Here is a 21,464-nt window from a genome sequence, read left to right as displayed (position 1 = left end):
GATCGATAGCTCGTTGTGACATCCACCGCGCTGGGGGTCTCATGCAGGGAGCGACGGGGGCGACCGGCACGCCGCGCATCGTCCTCGTCGAATACTTCCTGAGCGACGAGCGCGCCCTGGTCTTCGGCCTCACCGCCGACTCCCCCGAGGCGGAGTTGGTCACCGTCCCCTTCTCCCGCGCCGAGATCCGCGCGCTGGCCGGGCGGATCCGGGCGGAGCTGGGCGGGGGGCGTCCGGCGCTGGGCGCGCTGCTGCGCGAGGAGCCGCTGGCCCGGCTGGTGGCGCCCGTGACGCGGTGGGCACGCCCCGGGGACCTGGTCTATCTCGTCCCGCACGACGTGCTGCACCGGTTGCCGCTGCACGCCGTGCCCGTGGACGACGGGGTCCCGCTGTCCCGCCGCAATCCGGTGGTGGTGACACCGAGCGCGTCCGTGCTGCAGTACTGCCTGACCAAGCGGACGGAACGGCGGCGCGACTCCGCGCTGATCGTCGCGGACCCGCCCTCCGATCGGCCCCTGGTCTTCGCCCGCGAGCAGGCGCGGGCCATCGCGGCGCGGCTCGGGCCCACCCGGACGCTGGTGGGGAAGACGGCCTCGCGGGCGGAGCTGCTGGCGGCGCTCGCCGCGAACGACACCGCCCCCGGGATCCTGCACTTCAGCGCGCACGGCGTCTTCGACCCCGACGAGCCCATGCGGTCCGGCATCGAGCTGGCCGACGGCCGCCTGACCGCTCAGGACCTCCTCGGCATGACCCTCGACGTGGACCTGGTGACGCTGGGCGCGTGCGAGAGCGGCGTCAGCGACCGGCGGCCGGGCGACGAGTTGATCGGGCTGACCCGCGCCCTGCTCTACGCGGGCGCGCCGTCGGCGCTGGTGACCCTGTGGCGCGTGGACGAGCTGTCGACCAGCATGCTGCTGCGCGACTTCTACGCCGCGCTGGCCGGCGGCACCTCCAAGGCCGAGTCGCTGCGACAGGCCCAGGCCCTGCTGTCGGAGCGGACGCTCGCGGACGTACTCGCCCATGCCCGCGAGTCACGCGAACGCCTCGGCGACGAGCCCGCCGCGACGGCCACCCTGGCCCGCGAGGAGGCCCGCATGCTCGCCCGCTCCGGCGACGTCGAAGCCGCGCTGCGCCTGCTCGCCGACACGCTCAGGACGCCCGGACTCAGCGCCCCGGATCTGGAGCTGCTGCGGGTGACCCGGAAGCAGATCCTGCTCGCCGGGCCCGCCACCGACGCCGGGCCCGGCTCCCAGGTGTTCGCGGACCCCTACTACTGGGCTCCTTTCGTCCTCGTCGGCGACTGGTACTGAGAGGTGGAGATGGGAGAGGTGACCTCGGGGCGGCCGGTCTCCGAGCTGGCGGACACCGGATTCCTCCGCGGGGAGAGCGTCCCCGAGCAGGTGGGAGAGCGGCCGTTCGTGCTCGTCGACGCGCAGGGCCGCACCGCCGGCCTGGTCGGGCCCACCGGGCCGGGCCCGGCGGTCGCGATCCCCGCCGACACGCCGCTCGCGGTGGTCCTGAACTCCGAGGAGGTGCTGGACGCGCTGCTCGCCGGCGCGGACGCGCTCGTCCTCACCGACCCCGGGGAGCGCCCCGTCGGCGTCGTGCCCGTGCCGGCCGTCCGCGCCGAGCTGGCCCGTGCGCTGGCCGACCCTCACGAGCTGGGCGCCGGCGACGGGCTCGGCCGGCCCAGGTCGCTGGCGCCGCCGCTGCGCATCCGCTGCCGGACCTGCGGGGAGGTCAACACCTTCACCCGTTTCCAGCAGACCGAGACCTACGACTGCGTCTCGGGCCACGACTTCGTGCCGTTCTACGGGGCGCGCTGACGTGGGTGGCCTGTTCGACGCGCTCTTCGGCGCCCTCGACCGCCGGTTGTTCTCCACGGTGCTCATCCCGATCCTGATCTTCCTGGCCGCGCTCGGCGCGCTGATCGCCGCGGGCGTGGGCTGGACGGAGACCCTGCGCTGGTGGACCGGCCTGAACGCCGAGTCACACGTCCTGCTGACCCTGCTGGCACTGGTGCTGGTGCTGCTGTCCGCCCAGCTGTTCGCCGCGCGGCTGCCCGTCCTGATCAAGCGGTACCAGGGCGACTGGCGCGACCTGCCCGGCGGCGAGCGGCTGGCGGGGCGGCTCACCCGCCGGCATCGGGTGTTCTTCCGGTGGCTCACCGAGGAGGACGACCGGTGGGCCTCCTACCCCGTGAGCGAACGGCAGCTCATGCCCACCACGTTCGGGAACATCCTGCGGGGCGCCGCCGAGCACAGCGCCGACCGCTACCGCCTCGATTCCTCGACCGCCTGGCCGCGCCTCTACCCCGTGCTGCCGGAGGCGTTCCGGCAGGCGTTCGCCCTGGCCACCGCGGACCTGGAGCTCGCGATCACGATCAGCGCGCTCGGCGGCGCGTTCGCGGTCGTCGGGGGGTTGCTGGGCGCGTTCCTGCTGCCCTGGTACGGGGCGCTCCTCTGCCTGTCCGGCGGCCTGCTGGTCGCCTGGGGCGGCTACCGGTCGGCGATCCGCGCCGCCGAGCCGTACGGGCAGCTCTACCGGTCGGCGTTCGACGTGCACCGCTGGCTGCTGCTGGACGCCATCGGGCTCGACCGCCCCGCCGACTTCGACGCCGAGCTGAAGCAGTGGACCGCGCTCGACCAGATGTGGATGCGCGGCAGCGTGAGCACCGACCGGGCCGCCCACCTCGGCTACCCGAAGGTCCTGCCGCCAACGCCCGAAACCGGCGAACCGCCGCCCGGTACCGGCGAACCCTCACCCGGAGCCGGCGAACCACCGCCCGACACCTACAGACCCTCACCCGGAGCCGGCGAACCACCGCCCGAGATCGAGCGCCCGCCCAGCGTGGCCACCAGGCCGATCCCGCCCTCCCGGGTGCGGCGCTCGCGCACCAGCCCGGTGCTCGTCGCCCTCCTCGCCGTGGTGTTCCTCGGGTGCGCCGCCCTCTGCGTCGTCTCGGTCCGGCGGTCCCCCGGCTCCGGGACCGCCGCCCGCGACCTGCCCGCCTACCACGTGCTGGCCGCCGGCGACGTGACCGGCGCCGCCCCCGACCGCCTGCTCGGCCGGTACACGCTGCGGCCGGTCGCGGCCAGGTCGCCGATCGCGCCCGGGGATCTCGGTCCGGCCCTGCCCGGCGGGCGCCTGTCGGGACGTTCGGCCCTCGCGCTCGGGCCGCCCCAGCTGACGGTCACGCCCGCGCTGGGCCGGGGCGGGATCGTCACGATCCACGTCGTCCCGAAGAATCCCGGGGCGGCCTCCGCCACCGTCCCGGGCGCCGTGGTCCTCGACGTGCTGGGCGAGCGCGGCGTCGTCCTGGCAGTGACCCGCGACCAGCTGACCGAGTTCACGTCCGCCCTGCCCGACGGCACCGTCCACCTCGTGCTCGAACTCCCGTAGGGAGCGGCTCATGCCCGTCAACCTCGGCTTCTACCGGTATCCGGAGTTCATCGAGAAGACGTTCGTCAACGCCGACCTGGCGCTGCGCGTGCGGCAGGAGGGCGCGGTGGTGCTCGCCTTCCGTGCGGGCCGGGTCGTGTGGTGGGCGCTGGTCGGCCTGGTGGCCGTCGAGCCGTACACCGCGGTGTTGCGCGCCGGGCCGGGCGCGCTGGCGTGCGTGGCCGCGCTGGGGCTGGCGCTCGGGCTCCTCGGCTGCCTGGCGGCGCTGGTCGGCGGCGCCGTCATGGTGGCGGGCGGCGTGCCGTTCGCGGACCTGTCCTGGTGGACGATCCCGCTGCTGGCCGGCTGGGCCCTCGGGGCGCTGCCCTGGCCGACGGCGAAGGTTCGCGTCGCCAGGATCTACTGCATCCTGGCGCCGATCGCGCCGATCGCCGTCCTCTGGGCGCACGCCCGCTCGTGGCCCACCGCTCTGAGCACCTTGCTGATCATGTACGTGCTGCTGATCCGCCCGCACTTCGGCCTGGTGGGCATCACCACGGCGGGGGTGACCCGCTGGCACCGCGGCCAGATCTGGCTGGGCGCGGTCATCTGGCTGCTCGGCGCGACGCTGCTCGCCCTGGGGCCGGCGGGGGCCTGGTTCGTCCGGGTCTGGCCGCCCGGCGTGCTGGGATTCGTCCTGGGCACGGTGTGCGTGGCGGCGGCCATGCTGGTCCTGAGGTTCGTGTACCTGCTGGTCGGGCGGGGCTCGCTGGCCAAGGTCACGTTCATCAAGGCCCCAGCGGGCATGCGGCTCAACCGGGACAGGTTCTCCGGCCTGTACGGAGCGGAGCTGGGCCTGGCCTGGTTCTGCGTGACGGCGGCGGGAGCCGTCCACGACGACCTGGGCGCCCTGATCGGCTCCGCTCTCGCCCTCGTGCTCTTCTCCACCTCCTACGCCGAGAGCCGGCTCGAGGTCCCCCTGCGCCACACCATCGACCGCCTCGACGCCGCGCACTATCTGTTCTCCGTGCGGCTGCGCCGCGAGCAGCTCCGCCTCGCCTGGTCCGACGATCTGGGCCGGGCGCTGACCGTCATGGCACGGATCCGCGTCGCCCGCGACCACCTGGGGCCGGGACGGCCGCGCAAGGCCCTGCAGCTCGATCGCATGTGGAACATCCACGTCAACTCCGCCCTCCAGCTCGTGGAGGTGATCACCGACGAGAGCGAGAAGACGGCCCTGGGCGACGTCGACGACACGCTCCTGCTGCCCTTCGAGCGCGCCGAGGGCCGGCCGCCCCTGCTGGACATCGCGCTGAAGTGGGCGGACGAGGGCCTGTCCCTGCTCGACCTGGCCGACCGCACCTACCCGTGGCTGCTGACGGCCAAGGAGCCGCTGCGTTCCACGTACGTCGCGTACCGCTGCTATCTCCACACCGTCCGCGGGCTGGCCAACCGCCTGCACGGCCGCCACGAGGAGTCGGTCATGAGCTACTGGACCGCCGCGCGGCTGTACCGGGACCTCGGGGCGGTCAACGCGGAGGCGATGGCCCTGGCGAACATCCTCACGACCTTCCCTGGTGTCGATCCCGCGCGGCCGGCCGCGCGGCGTACGCTTCCGCTGGCCGCGGCCGACGCCGCGGTGCTGCGCGCCACGACGGACGAGCGGGTGCACCCCGAGGTGCGCCGGGAGGTCGCGGCGACCGCCGCGCTGATGCACGCCTCCTACGGCGACCTCCGGACCGCCGAGGAGCTCGTACGCCGGGCCGCGGCCATCCCGCCCGCCGAGCCCGGGGCGACGACGATGGGGGTGGAGCGGATCGTCGCCGACGCGGACAGCATCAGCAGCAGCGTCGGAAGGCATCATCTGCGCCTGTCACGCAACCCCGTCGATTACGGGCCGCTGCTGCGCGGCGAGGTGACCGCGGACCGCTTCCTGCCCGAGCCCTCCCTGAGCAACCCCTGGATCCTGCGCGAGCTCATCAACGGGGGCGTCCCCGTCCCCGGCCGTCGCCGGCTCGCCCGGGGCATCACCGGCGTCGCCCAAGCGGACGGTTTCACCGTGGAGATCCCCGACACCATGGTCATCGAGGAGTGGATCGAACGCACGGAGAAGCGTGGCGGGTTCGCGATGAGCGCCCAGTTCCACGAGCTGCTCGGCCTCATGCTCCGCCGGCTCGACCCGTACCCGGCCGCGGGTCACCTCGTCGCCGCGCTCGACCACCTGCAGTCGGTGCACTTCGCCATCATCGACGACGAGTTGCGCGGCGCGGCCCGGGGCGCCGCGGAGAGGTTCGCCGAGGTCGTGATCGACCACCTGGCCACGCTGGCCACCCAGCCGCTGCCGCCCGGTGTGGAGCCAGAGCCGGGCTCTCTCGCGGCCCACGTCGTCCGGACGGTGAAGTCCAGGGCGCTGACCGAGTTGCTCGGTGAGACCGTGCCCGCGCCGGGCGACAGCGCGCTGATGCGGCGCGAGCAGGAGGCCCGCGCGCGCTACCAGGACGCGCGGGACGCGGGCGACCACGACCGGCTCCGGCAGGCCAGGGAGGAGCTCGAACACTGCTGGGGCGAGCTCATCGAGCTCGGCGGGCCCGGCGCGGAGTACGCGGCCCTGCGGGCGGGCCTGCCCATCGAGCTGGAGCGCATGCCCGCGCTGCTCGCCCAGCTCGCCTCCCCCGGACGACCGCACCCGGCGGGTGGGAGTTCTGCGGCAGGATGATGCCGATGACCGTCATGCCCGCCGTACGCGCCTGGTCGACCGCCGCCGTGATCTCCCTCGCGGCCGGCTGCGGCGCGCCGCCCCCTCCCACGGCTCTCCAGTCCGGTCATCCCCTGGTCCAGCCGCCGCCGACGGTGTGGTCCCCGTCGCCGAGGCCGTCCTGCGCCGGCTCGGGACTGCTCCTGCACGCCGAAGCCCCGGCCGCCGCCATGGGGCTGCGCGTCCAGAGCGTGACGCTCACCAACTGCGGCGGCGCGGCGCGCCACGTCAAGGGCTATCCCCGCCTCCGCCTCCTGGACGAGAAGGGCGAGCCACTGAGGGTGACGATCGACCGGGGCGCGCGGCAGGTCACCACCGCGATCCGAGATCCCGGGCCGAAGGCCCTGACCGTACGGCCGGGCCGATCGGTCCGCTTCACCCTCGCGTGGCGCAACACCTACGGCGACACCACCCGGCCGCCCGCGGTCGGCGCCGCCCTCGTCGTCACCACCGGCTCGGGCCGGCGGCGCGTCAGCGGCCACTTCGACCTCGGCGCCACAAACCTCCTCGGCGTCACCGCCTGGGAACCGGCCACCGTCAGCCGATGAGCCGGGCCACCTCCGGGATGCCGGCCACGCGGAGCCCGGACCAGTCGGCCACGTCGAGGCGGACGGAGTCGTACGTGTTGGACAGGTCGGCGGCCACCAGCACCGCCGTCATGCCGCACCGCGCCGCCCCGGTCAGCTCCTCGTCGCTGCCGTCTCCCACGTAGAGCGTGCGCCCGGGCTCCAGCCCGAGGCCGTCGAGCGCGTCGTGGTAGATCGCGGCGTCCGGTTTCACCTCGCCCAGGCCGCAACTGAACGAGCAGTGCTGGAAGAAGGGAGCGAACGCGGAATCCGCCCAGACGCTCGGCACGTCGGGCGCGCAGTTGGTGACCAGCCCTGCCTTCACGCCCCGCGCGGACAGCGACGCGAGCAGCTCCACGACCCCGTCCACCGGCTCCAGGCTCTCTTCGGTGAACTTCAGATAGCGTGCCTTCGCTTCCGCCACCGCCGCGTCGGGAGCCCGGTGCCCGAGCTCGGCGGCGATCCACCGGAAATTGTCCCCCACCCCGGAGAACCGGCCGCGCACCCGCTCGGGAAAACTCCGGGACCAGAGCTCCAGGCAGTCCTGCGCCGGGACGCCGAGTGCGGTGGAGCAGCCCGCCATCGCGTGCTCGTGCTCACGCCGCCGGAACGGCTTGACCAGCGTCCCGAACAGGTCGAACAGGACTCCGGCATACCGCATGCTCCGGCCCCCATCTCAAGACTGCAGATGAGAGGTGACCCTACCTATAATCCGACTTGATGATCGACCCCGCGCGGTGCGGCGACGGGGCGACCGCGCCTCCGGAAGGCGAGCACCGGGGCAGCGGCATCCGCAACCTGTCCGACCGGGTGGCCGCGCTGGGCGGCACGCTCACCGCGGGTCCCGAGGGCGACGGCCGGTTCGGGCTGTCCACGCGCATCCCCGGCCCTGAACCGCGCGGCGCCCCTCCGAGGGAGGTCGCCGCGCGGTCGTCCGCTCAGCTCGCCGGGGCCTCGGAGCCCGCCATCCGCAGCAGGTCGTCCATGGCCGGCGGCTGCTGCCCGCCGTGGGCGGCTCCCATGCTGAGGAGGGTGGCCAGCGGGATCTGGGCGATCAGCGCCTGGCTGGCCGGATCGGTGAAGAAGCTCGGCTCTCCGTCGGCGGCCTTCAGCAGGACCTCCTCGACGATCTTCCGCCCACGGGGGTGGGCGAGCCACTCCTGCAGGGTGCTGTCGGCCCTGAGCGGCGCCCGCGTGGGCTCCACGTCCAGGTGGACGCGCTGCTCCAGGACCAGGTCGCGGGAGGAGGGGCCGACGTGTACGCCGTACTCGCCGGGCTCGGCCACCCACCGGCCCTGCCGGGTGCTCCAGTAGCTGAAGGCCCGGGCGTCGAGCTCGATCAGCACGCGGGCGCTCTCTCCGGAGGCCAGGCGGACCTTGCGGAAGCCGCGCAGCTCGCGTTCGGGACGGTCCACGTCCGCGACCGGGTCGCTGACGTAGACCTGGACGACCTCGGCGCCTTCCCGCGTGCCGGTGTTGGTGACGGTGACCTCGACGCGGGCCTCGGCCCGCGCCGGGTCGGGGACGTGCACGGCGAGGTCGGAGTAGGCGAACGTGGTGTACGACAGCCCGAACCCGAACGGGAAGGCCACGTCGCGCTCGGTGCGGTCGTACCAGCGGTAGCCGATGTAGAGCCGCTCCCCATAGAGCACCTGACCTTCCGAGCCCGGCCAGTTGACGTGCGCGGGCGTGTCGGAGAGCCGGTGCGGGACGGTCTCGGCGAGCCGGCCGGAGGGATCGGCGTGCCCGAAGATCAGGTCGGCCGCGGCGCCGCCGCCCGCCTGGCCCGCCAGCCACATCTCCAGCAGGGCGGCCGCGTGGTCGGTGAGCGGGCCGGTCAGCACGACGCCGCCGTTGCTCAGCACGACCGCGACCGACGGGTTGACCGCGGCCACCGCCTCGAGCAGCTGGAGCTGCGCCTCCGGCAGGTCCAGGTCCTCGCGGTCGAAGCCCTCGGACTCGGCCTCCGGCGGCTCGCCGAGGAACACCAGCACCGCGGCGGCGTCGCGGGCGGCCTCCACCGCCTCCGCGAGCAGGGCGGCGTCCGGCGTCCCGTCGAGGCGGAACCCGGGGGCGAACGCGACCTCGCGCGAGGTGGCGGCGCGGATCGCCGTCAGCGCGTCGTCGAGCCGGGTCGGGTTGATGAGGGAGCTGCCCGCGCCCTGGTAGCGCGGGGTGCGCGCGAACTCGCCCAGCACCGCGATCCGGCCGCCGGACTCCGGGTCCAGCGGGAGCAGGCCGCCGTCGTTCTTGAGCAGGACCGCGCATTCGGCCGCGACGCGGCGGGCCAGGGCGTGGTGGGCCTCGAAGTCGGGCGCCGCGTCCGCGCGCCCCTGCCGAAGCCGGTCGTGGGTGCCCAGGAGGCGTTCCACGGCGACGTCCAGGATCTCTTCGCCGAGCTCGCCGTCGCGCACGGCAGCGACGATGGCCGCGGCGCTGCGGCCGCCGGTGCCCGGCATCTCCAGGTCCAGCCCGGACCGTACGGCGGCGACCGGGTCGTGCACCGCGCCCCAGTCGGAGACCACGTAGCCGTCGAAGCCCCACTCCTCGCGCAGGACCGTGGTGAGCAGCCAGGGGTTCTCCGACGCGTACACGCCGTTGATCCGGTTATACGAGCACATGATCGTGGCCGGCCGCGCCTCGCGGACGACGTGCTCGAACGCGCGCAGGTAGATCTCCCGCAGGGTGCGCTCGTCGACCTCGGCGCTGACGCGCATGCGGTCGCTCTCCTGGTTGTTGGCCGCGAAGTGCTTGACCGACGCGCCGACGCCGCGCGACTGCAGGCCGGAGACCCACCCGGTCGCCATGACGCCGGCCAGCAGCGGGTCCTCGGCGAAGTACTCGAAGTTGCGCCCGCACAGCGGGGAGCGCTTCATGTTGACGCCGGGGCCGAGGAGCACGTCCACGCCGAGCGCCCTGGCCTCGACCGCGAGCGCCTCCCCGACCTCGCGCAGCAGGCCCTCGTCCCATGACGAGCCCAGTGCCGCCGCGGTGGGGAACGCGGTGGCGGGCATGCTGTCGGCGAGCCCGAGGTGGTCCACGCCGGAGCGCTGCATGCGTACGCCGTGCGGGCCGTCGGTCAGCAGCGCGGCCGGCACGCCCGCGTGCGGCACCTCCGCGGTCGTCCAGAAACTGGCGCCGGACACGAGCCGCGCCTTCTCCTCGAGCGTGAGCCGTTCGACGGCGGATCGTCCGTCGGTCATGTCGTGACCTTTCTGTCCTGCGGGGGTGAGTGAGAGCTAGCGCGCGCTAGCCGTCTGCGCGACGGTAACCTTGGGGCACTAGCGCGCGCAAGTGCCGGTGTCGGAACGGGGAGGACGGGCATGGGCGAACGGGCACGGCGGGTGACCGCGAGCGACATCGCGCGGTCCCTGGGGATCTCGCGGGCCACGGTGGGCTTCGTCATCAACGACACGCCGGGCCAGACGATCTCGGAGGCCACCCGGCGCAAGGTGCTCGCCGAGGCCGAGCGCCTGGGCTACCGGCCGCACGCCGCCGCCAGGGCGCTGGCCCGGGGCAGCAACCGCATCGTGCTGTTCGTCCTGCCCGACTGGCCCGTCGAGCACAGCATGCGCCGGTACCTGGAGGAGGCGACCCACGTCCTCGACCGCGCCGGCTACTCGCTGGTGACCTGGACCCGGCACGCCGGCGGCCGGTCCCGCCCCCTGTGGGAGACGCTCGACCCCGACCTCGTCGTCCCGGCCGTCCCCCTCCCCCGCGACGACCTCGACGCGCTCCGCCGGGAGCCGGGGGTGCGGCTGCCGCCCGGCGAGGAGCCCTCCGAGCTGCACGAGGTGCCGTCCCTGCGGGCCGGTCCCGCCCTCCAGGTGGAGCATCTCCACGAGCGGGGGCACGCGCGGCTGGCCGTCGCGCTCACGGGCGACCCGCGCCTCGAGGCGCTGGCCCGCCTGCGCGCCTCCCTGGCGGGGGCGCGGGCCGCTGAGCTCGGCGTCGAGATCGCCGACGTGCGGACGGTCTCCGACGAAGACGGCTCCGCGGCCGGTGCCGTACGGGACTGGGTGGACGCCGGCGTCACCGGGGTGCTCGCCTACAACGACGACATCGCCGCCGCCGTCGTGGGCGCGGCCGTGCGCGCGGGGATCGCCCTGCCCGGCCGCCTCGCGGTGGTCGGGCACGACGACAGCCCCCTGGCGCGGCTGCTGGTGCCGGCACTGTCGAGCGTGCGCGTGGACGTGGCCGGCCTGGGCCGGTACGTCGCCCACCGCGCGCTGCACGTCCTCGGGGTCGAGGACACGCCCCCGGCCGAGCCCGCCGTCTGGGCCAGTGTCGTTCACCGGGAGACGTCGTGACTCAGTCCGCCAGCGCCTCCCTGCGGCGGAGTTCGAGCGCCTGGCCGATCCGGCCGGCGTCGCGCGGGTAGGTGACGTACAGGATCGAGAGCAGGAGGCCGTTGACGAGCATCAAGATGACCAGCACCCACAGGAACACGCCCTGGATGCCGAGGGTCGCCGCCAGCGAGCCGGCCAGCAGCGAGAACAGCGCCCACGCGATCGTCTCGAACACCGACAACCAGATCGCGTACGCCTGCCCGCGCAGCTCGGGCAGCACGACGGCGGCCACGATGGGCCGGTTGACCGGCGGGTTCAGCCCTTGGCAGGCGCCCAGGAAGGCCCAGAAGACCGCGTAGGTGGCGATCGTCTCATACCGGAACTGCGTGCCGAAGAACGCGATGACGGCGAACAGGATCTGGGCCAGTTGCAGGACCAGGACGCGGCCCCGGCCCGGCATGATCCGGTCGAGCCGCGGCAGGATGAAACCGGCGCCCAGCGTGGCGACGCTGTACCCGATGCCGAACGGCAGCGCCACCAGGATGGCGGTGGCGTTGTCGATGCCCCGCTCGGTGACGAGGAACTGGACGCCGAAGATGACGATCAGCAGGTGTCCCGACAGGAGCCGGCTCAGCATCATCACGGTGTACGTGGGGACACGGAACAGCCCGACGACGGACGCGACGGTGACCTTCGCCTTGGCCCGGTCCTCGCGCGCGAGGTCGGCGAGCTGCTTCTCGGAGGATCCGACGCCCGGATCGGCGAAGAAGGCGGCGACGACGAGCCCGGCGAGGATGCAGACGCCGCCCAGGGTCCACAGCGCCCAGCGCCAGCCGTCCGCCAACCCGACGAAGATCGCCATGACGGGCCCGAGGACGATGGCGGCGAGCTGGAGCGTGCCGAAGAAGATCCCGTTCGCCCGGGCCCGCTGCTCGTCGGGGAAGGAGTCGGCGATGACGGCCATGGCGATGGGAGAGCCGCCGATCACCGCGGCGGACATGAGGGTGCAGCAGATGAGGAGCTGGACGAAGTTCTGGGAGAAGCCGGCGGCGATGCCGAACAGGCCGCCGGTCACCGTCGTGGCGACCAGCGCGCCGCGCCGGCCTATCCTGCCGGCCAGCCACACCCAGAACGGGCCGGCCGGAACGCTGGCGATCTTGCCGAGCGCCGCGATGACGCCGAGATGGCCGCTGTTCAGCCGGAGCGCGGTCGCGAGCGTGGGAAAGACGGTGTTGATGAGACCGGCTTCGGTGTTGTCGACGACGCTCACGCCGGAGAGGACGGCGAGATTGCGCCAGCGATGGGGGACGTTGGCGGCCTGGGCCGCTCCTGACTGTGCGGACGCGGTGGAGGCGCTGGCATCCATGCGGTGCCCCTGTTCTGCAGTGTTGCGGTGGAGAGACGCCGGCCTCAATCGGATGAGGCGACGGGTGTGACCGGGAGAAGGCCGAACTGCTCGTCGATGCGGCGCAGGACCGCGGCGGGCACGTATCCGAGGCGGGCGAGGTCGAGCAGGCTCATGGGGGCGGGGGCGGCGAGCAGCTCCGACTGCACCAGCGCCGGCGCCTCCTGCGCGAGGACGTCCTTGGCGCCGTTGATCCGCAGCAGCTCCAGGAGGGGCGTGCGGAGCAGCGGCTCCGCCTGGAACGTCTCCCCCGCGGGCAGCGGCACGGCCACGGCCGTCGCGCGTTCGCGCTGCTCGCGGATCAGCAGGTGCTCGCGGGTGACCTCGCCCTCGCGCGGGATGCCCAGGCGTTCGAACTGGCCGGCCGGCGCGTCGGCGGCCACCATGAGGCGGCGCAGCAGCTCGATCATCCGCAGCTCGACGTCGTCGTCGACGATCGGGGCCTCTTGCGCCGGGTCGCGGTGGAGGTCGAACAGCAGGGTGCCGTGCCGCCAGGGGTTCATCCAGGTGGGTGAGGCGGGCATGCGCATCGTGCGCAGGCCCTTGGTGAAGGTGAAGGGCTCGGCCGGCTCCCAGGCGCGCAGTTCCGCGACCGAGAAGCGGGTGCGCATGTGGGTGGGCATGAGGGTGAACTCTTCGAGGGGGCCGTTGTCCTGGTCCTTGGCGGCGCGCATGTAGACGTAGCGGCCGTCGGTGACGTTGACGTGCCCGCCGTGGATGCCGAACAGGGCGCCCTCGTGACCCTCCGTGGTGGCCAGATCGTGGCCCTGCATGTCGGGGGTGGGTTCGAGGCCGAAGTAGCGCAGCACGGTCGGGGCGATGTCGATGGTCTGCGCCAGCGCTCCCCTGCGCTGGTCCCGGCCGCCGGTGCGGGGATCCCACAGGAACATCGGCAGGTGGACCAGTTCGTTGAACCACGGCATCACCGACTTGGCCCACCAGCCGTGCTCGCCGAGCAGGAAGCCGTGGTCGGTGTTGACGATGAGCAGGGTGTCGTCCCACATCGCGCGCTCGTCCATGAAGTCCAGGACGCGGCCGAGCGAGCGGTCGCACATCGACACCAGGGCGGCGTACTCGTAGCGGGCGTGCTCGACCTGCTCCTTCGGCTCCAGCACCTTCTGGTACGGCGGCCAGTCGAAGGCGGGCCCGTCGTAGTCGTGCGGATAGCGGTCCTTGTACCGCTGGTGGGTGAAGAACGGCTCGTGCGGGTCGAACAGCTCGATCTGCAGCAGCCACCGGTCGGCGTCCGCGTTCGTCTCGAGGAAGTGCAGCCCGGCGTCCACGGTGAGCGTCTGCGAGTGCTCGGCCTCGGTCGCCATGTACGTGCGGTTGATCGCGTCCTGCCGTTTCATCGCACCGTACGGGCTCGCCGCGCCGCCGTCGTTCCCGACCACGCCCTTCCAGGGGTCGCCCTCCTGGCCGCGGAAGAACTCCCAGGTGCTGTAGCGGGTGTGGTAGGTCGCGCCGCCGTCCTCCCAGTAGTGCGGGTGGTCGGAGGCGAGGTGCGTGTGCACGCCCGCGCGCTTGAGCAGCTCGGGCATGGAGTCGTCGAACGGCTCCAGCGGGCCCCAGCTGCGGTGCAGGAAGTTGTACCGGCCGGTGTGCATCTCGCGGCGCGCGGGCATGCACGGCATCGACCCGGCGTAGAAGTTGTCGAACGTCACGGCCTTGGCCGCCAGGCGGGCGAAGTTGGGCGCGTCGACGAAGGTGTCGGCGTAGGGGGCGAGCATGTGCCTGTTGAGGCTGTCGAACATCAGGATGATGGCCTTCATCGCGTCGCCTCCTCGGCGGGCTCGGAAATGATCTGCTCGCCGTCGAGGAGCCGCCGGCGCAGCTCGATGAGCGAGGCGATGTGGCGGTCCATCGCCTCGGCCCCACGCCGGTGGAGCCACTCGTCCATCTGGCTTCCGAGCTCGACGTCGTAGCCCCGTGGCGGCTGGTCGAACCGGGTGCGGTCACGATGGCGGTACCGCGCGACCTCCGCCACCCGGGTGTTGATCTCGACGTCGAGGATGCCGATCACCTGCTCGACCGTCATGAAACCGGCGCTGCCCAGCCGCGCGTACAGGTCCGGGTCCTGGAAGCGCGTGGGCGGGTTGTACGGGCGCGTCAGCCAGTCGGCGAAGACCGTGTGGCCCTCTTCGGTCACGTGGTAGCGCTTGGCGTTGCTCGCCCCGGCGCGCTCCTCGGTCGTGTGCTCGACCCAGCCGCGCTCCTCCATCGCCGCCAGGGTCCGGTAGGCCTGGCTCATGGTCGTGTTCGAGCGCATGAACCGGCCGTGCGTGTCGAAGAACCTCTTCAGCTCGTAGCCGGTGCTGGGGCGGTTGAGCAGCGCGCCGAGCAGCAGAATCTCAAGCTTCATCAAATATGCCCGTCGTTGTAACGGAGTTAACCGTGCCACAAGTGGAGTGGTGATACCATGACATAAGTGTCACGCTCTGTCGATAGGTCCGGCCCTCCCTCCTGCTGCATGCCTCGCCGCGCGCCGACCCCGTTGGCGGTGCCGCGTCCCGCCGGGCGCGGGGTCCATCTGATCGAGCAGTGCCGCGTCGAGGCCGGCGCCTTCCGCATGGGCGACGCCTTCGGCGACGGCCTGGCCGGAGACGGCGAGACGCCGGTGCACGAGGTGACGCTCGACGCGTTCGACATCGACGCCACCACCGTCACCAACGCCGACTTCGCCCGCTTCGCCGACGACACGGGCTATCGCACCGAGGCCGAGACCGCCGGATCCTCGGCGGTCTTCCACACGCTGGTCCACCCACGGGCGTCCGTGATCGGCCGCTCGCCGCGCGCTCCGTGGTGGCTGGCCGTCGAAGGCGCCGGCTGGAGGCGCCCCGAAGGCCCCGGCTCCGACCTGGACGGGCGTGAAGACCACCCCGTCGTCCACGTGACCTGGCACGACGCCCAGGCCTACTGCGCCTGGGCCGGACGGCGCCTGCCCACCGAGGCCGAATGGGAACGCGCCGCACGCGGCGGCCTCGAAGGCGCCCGCTATCCCTGGGGCGACGACCTCCTCGACGCGCGGGGCCGCTGGCAGGCCAACATCTGGCAAGGCTCCTTCCCCGACCGCAACACCGCCGAGGACGGCTGGCCGGCCACCGCGCCCGTGCGCACCTACCGGCCCAACGGGTTCGGGCTCTGGCAGGTCGTCGGCAACGTCTGGGAATGGTGCGACGACCCCTACGACCCACGCGCGTACGCCAAACGCGCCCGCGCCCAGGGGCCGGCGAGCAACCCGCGTCCCCAGGTGTCGCCGGTGCTGCGCGTGCTGCGCGGCGGCTCCTACCTGTGCCACGACTCCTACTGCAACCGCTACCGGAACGCCGCCAGGTCATCGAACACACCCGACTCCAGCATGGGCAACGCGGGCTTCCGCACGGCGGCGCCCTGAGACCGCGGACGACCGGGCCGTCCGGTGTTCGCACGGTAGTGCTGCTGAGACCGCGGACGGCCCGACGGCCGGGCCGTCAGGTGACGGTGGCGGCGCGGATCGTGCCGGTGCCGTTCCAGACGTTGAGCCCGAAGTAGCCGCCCCCGGTGGCGGTGTCCGTCACGTCGATCACCGGCTCGGCGCCGTCGCCGAAGTACACCCGGATGCGCGGCCCGTTCGCGACCACCTTGAGGTGATACGAGGTGCCGGGCGTGATCGCGGTGTGGAAGTCGGCGAGCACCGCCCCCGGCCGCCACAGCCGTACGAAGCCGGCCGTGTCGACGTTGGCGGTGTAGTGCGTGGCCAGGTCGGCGCTGGCCCTGAAGGTGAGGGCCGCGGCGGCTCCGGGCCGGTCGGGCCGGAGATCTCCCTCGTAGGTGAAGTCCGTGCCGGTCCGGCCGCTCAGGTAGAAGGCGTTGCCACCGGACAGCGCGGTGCCCGTCTTGCCGTCGGCCAGGCTGGTCCAGTCGCCGCCGACCGGGCGCCACGGCCCCGTGATGTTGCTGCCGGGGTTGGTGCCGGACGTGGACGGGGGCCAGGTGCGTACGAGGTCGTGATACTTCAGTGAGACCAGCTTCACCCGGCCTCCCGTCGCGTACACCGCCACGCCCCGGCTGCCGGGCGCGGCCGAGAAGTCGACGTTGTCGCTGTAGGAGAGCCTGCCGTCGTTGCCGAAGATCTCCAGCTGGCCGCGGTCGACGAGGACGCGCATCCTGACGCGGCCACGCTCGGGCGCGAGGGGCGCGCCGTACAACGTCTGACCGGCGCGGTCATAGGCGACCTTACGGTCATAGCTCCCGTCGGCGCGGGTGTGCAGCAACAGGCCGAACTCCGACGCCGTGGCCCCGGCGACGTCGAACTCGGCGACGACCTCGTAGGTGTCGCCCGCGACCCCGGCCAGCGGCATGCTCTCAGAGATCGTCCGCTGGGCCCAGGCCGACCCCCTGCCGCGGATCCCGGCGATCTCGCGAACCGGCTCCCGCAGCACGCGCACGCCTTCGGGGAAGGTACGCAGCCGCAGCTCGGCGGGGAAACTCGCGTTCCCGGTCCACGAGACACCGCGGTTGCCGGGCTGCCAGGCGATCTGGACGATCCGGTCCCCCGGCAGGCCGTTGAAGGTCAGCGGCGCGTAGACGGTGCCGCCCGGATCGTTCCTGCCCTGGTCCATGCGCTGCGGCGCGGTCCACGTGGTGGTGAACCCGGTGCCGTCGAAGTCGCCCACCACGTACTCCATGCTCGCGTCGTTGAGCACCCACCTGACCGTACGGCCGCCGTCGAGCGGCAGCGGGTACAGGTCCGGGCACTCGAACAGCCAGTCGGCGGCGAAGCGGCTGGCGAACGTCCAGTCGAGCAGGTTGCGCGAGGTGTAGATGTCGACCCCGTTGCCGCCCCGGTCGGACCAGACGACCATCACCCACGTGCGGGTCGCGCCGTGCCAGAAGACCTTGGGGTCACGGCTCTCCCCTGCCGGAGTCACCACCTTGCGCCCGTTGTCGTAGGACCTGAACGTCTTCGCCCCGTCGGTGCTGTAGTTGACGGTGACTCCGTTCCGGCCGGTGAACACCACGATCGGATCGTCCTTGCCGGCCTTGAGCCCGGAGGTGTTGCGCTCGTCGACCACGCCCGCCCCGGACCACAGGTCGCCGGGATGCACGCCCGGCTCCAGCGCGATGGGCCGCTGCGTCCAGTGCACGAGATCGGGGCTGGTGGCGTGCCCCCAGTGCATGGTATCCCAGCCGAGGCCGTGCGGATTGTGCTGGAAGAACAGGTGGTACGTGCCTTTGTAGTACAGCGGGGCGTTGGGGTCGTTCATCCACCCGCTGCGCGGGCTGAAGTGGAACTGGCCACGATGAGGCTCGTCATAGGCGCCCTCATCGGTCTCCGGGTACGGGTACTCGGGATAGTCGGCCGGATCACCGGCGAGGGCAGCAGGCATGCCGGGCACCAGCAGGCTCAGCGTGACGACAAACACCAGAAAAAGCCGACACATCAGTCTTCCCTTCTGGGGGCGAAAGGGACCTTATGCCAGTTTCGTTGACCGCAGCCGCCAGTCCAGAGTCTCCGTCGAAGTCGCGCTTAGTACTCGGCGTCGAGTTTCGCCCGCTGGTCCGCCGTCAACTCCAGGTCCACCGCGGCCAGGCTCTCCTCCAACTGCTCGACCGACGAAGCGCCGACCAGCGGGATCACCGGAATCTCGCCACCCATGAGCCAGGCGAGCACCACCTGGTTGACGGTCGCCCCTGTCTCCTGCGCCACTTCCCGCAGTGCCGCCAGACGCCGAGGCGTGCCGGGGTGGTCGAACGCGGCATCGAGCGGCTTGTCCTCACGTACGTAACCGCCGCCCAGCAAGGGCGAGTAGGCGACCAGCGCGAGCCCGGGCTCGGCTCTCAGATAGCTGAGCAGGTTCCCCTCGACCACGCCGAGGCTTCCGTCCTTGGATCGCAGCGTCGGCAGATCGGTGCGCGGACGCAGGAAGGAGTGGTGATACTGCAGGACCTCATAACCGGGCAGACCTGCCGCGGCCGCCAGGTTCCGGGCCCGCTCCAGCCGCCAGGCCCAGTGGTTGCTCGCCCCGAGAAGACCCACGGCGCCTCCCTGAACCAGATCCGCGAAGGCCTCGACGGTCTCCTCCAGCGGCACCGCGGAACCTTCGAGGTACGCGTGCGCGTACAGCAGGTCCAGCTTGTCCACGCCGAGCCGTTCCCTGCTCCGCTCCGAAGACTCCCGGATCACCTGGGCGGACAAGCCTTCAAGGTCGTGGCTGATGCCGGTCGCCGGAGCGTTGGGCCGCCCTCCGAGCTTGGTGGCGATGACGACCTCATCACTGACGTTGCGGCTACGCCGCCAGCGGCCGAGCAGCGCTTCGCTCTCGCCCCCCTGCGTGCCATTGACCCAGTAGGCGTAATTGTTGGCGGTGTCGAGGAAATTGCCGCCGGCCTCGACGAAGCGGTCAAGAATGGCGAACGACGTCACCTCGTCGATGGCGGTGCCGAACAGCATCGCCCCCAGACTCAGCACGCTGACATCACGGCGGGTCTTCGGATCGCTGCCGATCGTGCGGTACTTCATGCGACATCCCCTCATGCTGCCCATCCGCATCGGGCCTCGGGCGGAATTATTCGTCCTAGAGTCGACTCAAGGTCAACCGGAGGCCCGATGGTCACCTCGGCGGACCGCGAAACTGGCCCACTCTGGCCTGATCAGCACGACAGCTCGGCTGAGATGCCCCGGAATCCGGTCCACGTCAACCTTCCACCCATTGATTTCGCCCGACTCATCAAGGGGTTACCCGCTCAACCTGTCGGGGTGCCGAAGTCCACGACCTCACCGGTCGCGCTCACCGTGTGGGCAGGACACATCCGCGTATATGCGGCCAGGGCCAACGACAGCCTCGGCTCACCGCTGGACGCGGCGAGGCACGTGCGCGCAGTCGAGGAAGGTGTCGCCGAACGCGGGCCCGGCCCTCCAGCATCATCAGGTTGTCCAGCCTGTCCCGTTCTTCCCGTACTTGCGCAGCGTGCGGATCGGGCGTTTCGACAAACTCGACCATCAAGGCGCCATCGACGTCGCGCTCCTGAGCCGGCTTGGGCTGGTACGGGGGTGCGAGGACAGCCACGCCGGGTGCGGACTACCGCAGTGCGGTCAGCTGGTTGGACACCGGGAACAGGTCGCCACCCAGAGCTCACCGGGGTGCCCGACGACGCTCAAGATCTCGCAGGCCCAGGCGACAAGCGCCTCGTCGTAGGGGTGGTAGACGATGACAAACGGCACATGACACGACCTCGTGGGGTAGCTTGCCGCAGTGATGAAAGTGAGAGTCACTGGCGTCGTGGTCAAGGATGATCGGATCTTGCTCCTTGACCAGGACACCGACACCGGCCGCTCGTGGTCACTGCCCGGCGGGAAGGTGGAGGAGGGTGAGAGCCTCGCCGATGCCCTCGCCCGAGAGATGCGCGAGGAGACCGGCATCGAGGTTGAGGTCGGCCGGTTGCTGTACGTGTGCGACCACCTGCCCGGTGGCGGAACCCACGTCGTGCATCTGACGTTCGAGACCACCCGCACCGGGTGGGCGCCAAGTCCAACATCGGCCTGTGACCGTGTGAACGCGGTAACCAGGCGGCCGTTCATCACGCTCAAGGGCAGGTTGCGCTCGGCCAAGCCGCCCATCCATTCGCTCAGCAGCCCGGCCACCAGGTCGACCGGTATCGGGCGGTCCGGATCGTTCGCGATGAGGGAGATGCCGACGCCGCGCGAGTTGCCCGCCAGGTGGCGACACCCCAGCCGGGTTTGTTGCAATCTAATCTTTCGTGGTCATCCTGGACCCAGTGGGGCGAGGTTGATTCCATCAGTGGGTTCGAGTACCAATCGTCGGTCCCTCTTGACTCCACTTCGTGATCGAATGGCCATGATCTGAAGGCGAGTTTTGGTACCACCCGGAGCGCCACCAAGCTGCGCGCCGGCCAGAGAGCCGGATGTCTCGTGGCGCGTGTGCTGGACGAGCACGATCTGATCGGAATTGGACGCTGGTCGGTGCGGAACTGGACCAGTTATCCAGGTGCCGGGGTGCGACCAAGCTCGGGTTCGCCTGGCCTGTGTCCCGCCTCCGTGTTGTGCGAAGAGTTCAGACTTTCGGGAGTCCGTGATCATTTACTTCACCGACGCGCCCGGGAGCGCGTGGGCCGGGACGCTGCCGCTCCTGGCCTACGCGCCCTCGGTGTGGTGGGCGACTCAGGTGTTCGGTGACGCGGTGACCGCCATCGTGGTGTAGGCCATGGTGAAGCCGCCTCCGATCGCGTCGATGGCGGCCCCGACGCCCTCCAGCACCTCGGCCAGTTTGTCTGGTGGGAGTTGGGTGAGTGCGCCGGTGGTGGGCAGCAGGTCGAGCCAATCGTCGCGGCTGTAGTGCTGCTCCCAGTCGAATCGCCACTGCTGCGGCTCGCCGAACCCGGCCGTCTTCCGGATGCCGTCGGTGAACGTGGCGAACATCGCCTGGTAGATGTCCTGGGCCGGCCTCGGCGGTCCGGCGCTGAGCGGCGAGTCGGGCGCCACCTTGCGGAAGACGGTGGCGAACGCCTCCGCGACGAAGGGCGGTGGGTCGTACGCGTGCGCGAACACCGCCAGCAGGCCGCCTGGACGCAGCACCTGCGCTGCCTTGGCTGCGCCCGCGACGGGGTCCACCCAGTGCCAGGACTGTCCGGCGACGACCGCGTCGAAGGTACGACCTGCGGCGTCCCAGTCCTCGAACGTCGCCACCTCGACCTCGACCCCGGTGCGGCGGGCGAACTCGGCCATCCGGACGTCCGGCTCGACGCCCAGCACGTTGCACCCGGCGGCCAGGAACTGACGGGCTTCTATGCCGGTGCCACAGCCGACGTCGACGATGTCGAGGCCAGGGCTGGCGGTGATGATCTGCCGCACCAAGGCGTCGGGATAGTCGGGCCGGGCCCGGTCGTAGCGTTCGGTGTCGACCCCGAACGACTCCGCCATCTGCCTGGCCTTATGGGGCTGGTTCCGGGGAGGCTCTGGTTGCTCCCGCGATATAGTGGGCATGCGCCCACCATAGTGGGCAGGCGCCCACTCCACAACCCGGGCAGCGGTTCGCGGTGAGCGAAGGGCGGGCGAAGGCGCGTGAAGA

The 21,464-nt window shown here is 71.8% G+C and carries 17 protein-coding genes; 9 read left to right on the top strand and 8 right to left on the bottom strand.

Going from position 1 to position 21,464, the window contains the following annotated elements:
* Positions 1-41: 41 nt before the first annotated feature.
* From ACIBQ1_RS20600 to ACIBQ1_RS20580, 5 genes are read left to right on the top strand one after another with little or no spacing between them, the layout of a single operon-like run.
* A complete protein-coding gene (locus ACIBQ1_RS20600; RefSeq protein WP_397279544.1) occupies positions 42-1,310 on the top strand; it encodes a CHAT domain-containing protein in 1,269 nt (422 codons plus the stop codon).
* Between the two features lie 9 nt (positions 1,311-1,319).
* Positions 1,320-1,826, top strand: coding sequence for a hypothetical protein (locus tag ACIBQ1_RS20595; RefSeq protein WP_397279543.1), 507 nt, complete (start codon positions 1,320-1,322; stop codon positions 1,824-1,826).
* A gap of 1 nt (position 1,827) precedes the next feature.
* Positions 1,828-3,402, top strand: coding sequence for a hypothetical protein (locus ACIBQ1_RS20590; RefSeq protein WP_397279542.1), 1,575 nt, complete (start codon positions 1,828-1,830; stop codon positions 3,400-3,402).
* A gap of 10 nt (positions 3,403-3,412) precedes the next feature.
* Positions 3,413-6,097: a hypothetical protein gene (locus tag ACIBQ1_RS20585; protein WP_397279541.1), complete on the top strand. Its 2,685-nt coding sequence runs from the start codon at positions 3,413-3,415 to the stop codon at positions 6,095-6,097.
* Positions 6,098-6,102: 5 nt separating this feature from the next.
* Positions 6,103-6,684 carry a DUF4232 domain-containing protein gene (locus ACIBQ1_RS20580; protein ID WP_397279539.1) on the top strand — a complete coding sequence of 194 codons (582 nt, stop codon included), beginning with the start codon at positions 6,103-6,105 and terminating at the stop codon, positions 6,682-6,684.
* Here ACIBQ1_RS20580 and ACIBQ1_RS20575 read toward each other — a convergent pair.
* Both ACIBQ1_RS20575 and ACIBQ1_RS20570 read right to left on the bottom strand, forming a co-directional pair.
* A complete protein-coding gene (locus ACIBQ1_RS20575) occupies positions 6,674-7,363 on the bottom strand; it encodes an HAD family hydrolase (protein WP_397279538.1) in 690 nt (229 codons plus the stop codon). The genes ACIBQ1_RS20580 and ACIBQ1_RS20575 overlap by 11 nt on opposite strands.
* A 277-nt stretch (positions 7,364-7,640) precedes the next feature.
* Positions 7,641-9,905, bottom strand: coding sequence for a glycoside hydrolase family 3 C-terminal domain-containing protein (locus tag ACIBQ1_RS20570; protein ID WP_397279537.1), 2,265 nt, complete (start codon positions 9,903-9,905; stop codon positions 7,641-7,643).
* Between the two features lie 120 nt (positions 9,906-10,025).
* Between ACIBQ1_RS20570 and ACIBQ1_RS20565 the strand changes: the two genes are divergently transcribed.
* A complete protein-coding gene (locus tag ACIBQ1_RS20565; RefSeq protein WP_397279535.1) occupies positions 10,026-11,012 on the top strand; it encodes a LacI family DNA-binding transcriptional regulator in 987 nt (328 codons plus the stop codon).
* A gap of 1 nt (position 11,013) precedes the next feature.
* On the opposite strand, the gene ACIBQ1_RS20560 is transcribed toward ACIBQ1_RS20565, so the two are convergent.
* The 3 genes from ACIBQ1_RS20560 to ACIBQ1_RS20550 are packed head-to-tail and all read right to left on the bottom strand — an operon-like array spanning position 11,014 to position 14,758.
* Positions 11,014-12,357 carry an MFS transporter gene (locus tag ACIBQ1_RS20560; RefSeq protein WP_397279533.1) on the bottom strand — a complete coding sequence of 448 codons (1,344 nt, stop codon included), beginning with the start codon at positions 12,355-12,357 and terminating at the stop codon, positions 11,014-11,016.
* 44 nt (positions 12,358-12,401) lie between these two features.
* Entirely contained in the window at positions 12,402-14,168 is a 1,767-nt protein-coding gene (locus ACIBQ1_RS20555) for a sulfatase (protein ID WP_397279531.1), read from the bottom strand.
* Positions 14,165-14,758 (bottom strand): PadR family transcriptional regulator, encoded by a 594-nt coding sequence (locus ACIBQ1_RS20550; protein WP_397279529.1) that lies wholly within the window; start codon positions 14,756-14,758, stop codon positions 14,165-14,167. Before ACIBQ1_RS20550 ends, ACIBQ1_RS20555 begins: the two co-directional genes overlap by 4 nt.
* Before the next feature lie 138 nt (positions 14,759-14,896).
* Between ACIBQ1_RS20550 and ACIBQ1_RS20545 the strand changes: the two genes are divergently transcribed.
* Positions 14,897-15,790 (top strand): formylglycine-generating enzyme family protein, encoded by an 894-nt coding sequence (locus ACIBQ1_RS20545; protein ID WP_397279527.1) that lies wholly within the window; start codon positions 14,897-14,899, stop codon positions 15,788-15,790.
* A 76-nt stretch (positions 15,791-15,866) separates the two neighbouring features.
* Here the strand turns inward: ACIBQ1_RS20545 and ACIBQ1_RS20540 are convergent, their stop codons facing one another.
* Positions 15,867-17,801, bottom strand: a complete 1,935-nt coding sequence (locus ACIBQ1_RS20540; protein WP_397279525.1) for a glycoside hydrolase family 32 protein — start codon at positions 17,799-17,801, stop codon at positions 15,867-15,869.
* A 104-nt stretch (positions 17,802-17,905) separates the two neighbouring features.
* A complete protein-coding gene (locus ACIBQ1_RS20535) occupies positions 17,906-18,898 on the bottom strand; it encodes an aldo/keto reductase (RefSeq protein WP_397279523.1) in 993 nt (330 codons plus the stop codon).
* Positions 18,899-19,634: 736 nt separating this feature from the next.
* On the opposite strand from ACIBQ1_RS20535, the gene ACIBQ1_RS20530 reads away from it, so the two are divergent.
* Positions 19,635-20,243 carry an NUDIX domain-containing protein gene (locus tag ACIBQ1_RS20530; protein WP_397279767.1) on the top strand — a complete coding sequence of 203 codons (609 nt, stop codon included), beginning with the start codon at positions 19,635-19,637 and terminating at the stop codon, positions 20,241-20,243.
* Between the two features lie 225 nt (positions 20,244-20,468).
* Entirely contained in the window at positions 20,469-20,597 is a 129-nt protein-coding gene (locus tag ACIBQ1_RS20525; RefSeq protein ID WP_397279522.1) for a hypothetical protein, read from the top strand.
* Here the strand turns inward: ACIBQ1_RS20525 and ACIBQ1_RS20520 are convergent.
* On the bottom strand, positions 20,558-21,379 hold the full coding sequence (locus ACIBQ1_RS20520; protein ID WP_397279520.1) for a class I SAM-dependent methyltransferase: 822 nt from the start codon (positions 21,377-21,379) through the stop codon (positions 20,558-20,560). The two genes, ACIBQ1_RS20525 and ACIBQ1_RS20520, sit on opposite strands and share 40 nt — an antisense overlap.
* Between the last annotated feature and the right edge of the window lie 85 nt (positions 21,380-21,464).

It is taken from the genome of Nonomuraea sp. NPDC050153 (assembly GCF_044460125.1).
Classification (GTDB): Bacteria; Actinomycetota; Actinomycetes; order Streptosporangiales; family Streptosporangiaceae; genus Nonomuraea.
The sequence above is the reverse complement of the archived record's forward strand: the minus strand, read 5'-3'. Positions and strand labels throughout refer to the sequence as shown.

Bases quoted from the DNA above. Each gene is read 5' to 3' on its own strand.
- ACIBQ1_RS20600 (WP_397279544.1), top strand. From the start codon at position 42: ATGCAGGGAGCGACGGGGGCGACCGGCACGCCGCGCATCGTCCTCGTC.
- ACIBQ1_RS20595 (WP_397279543.1), top strand. From the start codon at position 1,320: ATGGGAGAGGTGACCTCGGGGCGGCCGGTCTCCGAGCTGGCGGACACC.
- ACIBQ1_RS20585 (WP_397279541.1), top strand. From the start codon at position 3,413: ATGCCCGTCAACCTCGGCTTCTACCGGTATCCGGAGTTCATCGAGAAG.
- ACIBQ1_RS20580 (WP_397279539.1), top strand. From the start codon at position 6,103: ATGACCGTCATGCCCGCCGTACGCGCCTGGTCGACCGCCGCCGTGATC.
- ACIBQ1_RS20575 (WP_397279538.1), bottom strand. From the start codon at position 7,363: ATGCGGTATGCCGGAGTCCTGTTCGACCTGTTCGGGACGCTGGTCAAG.
- ACIBQ1_RS20570 (WP_397279537.1), bottom strand. From the start codon at position 9,905: ATGACCGACGGACGATCCGCCGTCGAACGGCTCACGCTCGAGGAGAAG.
- ACIBQ1_RS20565 (WP_397279535.1), top strand. From the start codon at position 10,026: ATGGGCGAACGGGCACGGCGGGTGACCGCGAGCGACATCGCGCGGTCC.
- ACIBQ1_RS20560 (WP_397279533.1), bottom strand. From the start codon at position 12,357: ATGGATGCCAGCGCCTCCACCGCGTCCGCACAGTCAGGAGCGGCCCAG.
- ACIBQ1_RS20555 (WP_397279531.1), bottom strand. From the start codon at position 14,168: ATGAAGGCCATCATCCTGATGTTCGACAGCCTCAACAGGCACATGCTC.
- ACIBQ1_RS20550 (WP_397279529.1), bottom strand. From the start codon at position 14,758: ATGAAGCTTGAGATTCTGCTGCTCGGCGCGCTGCTCAACCGCCCCAGC.
- ACIBQ1_RS20535 (WP_397279523.1), bottom strand. From the start codon at position 18,898: ATGAAGTACCGCACGATCGGCAGCGATCCGAAGACCCGCCGTGATGTC.
- ACIBQ1_RS20530 (WP_397279767.1), top strand. From the start codon at position 19,635: ATGAAAGTGAGAGTCACTGGCGTCGTGGTCAAGGATGATCGGATCTTG.
- ACIBQ1_RS20520 (WP_397279520.1), bottom strand. From the start codon at position 21,379: ATGCCCACTATATCGCGGGAGCAACCAGAGCCTCCCCGGAACCAGCCC.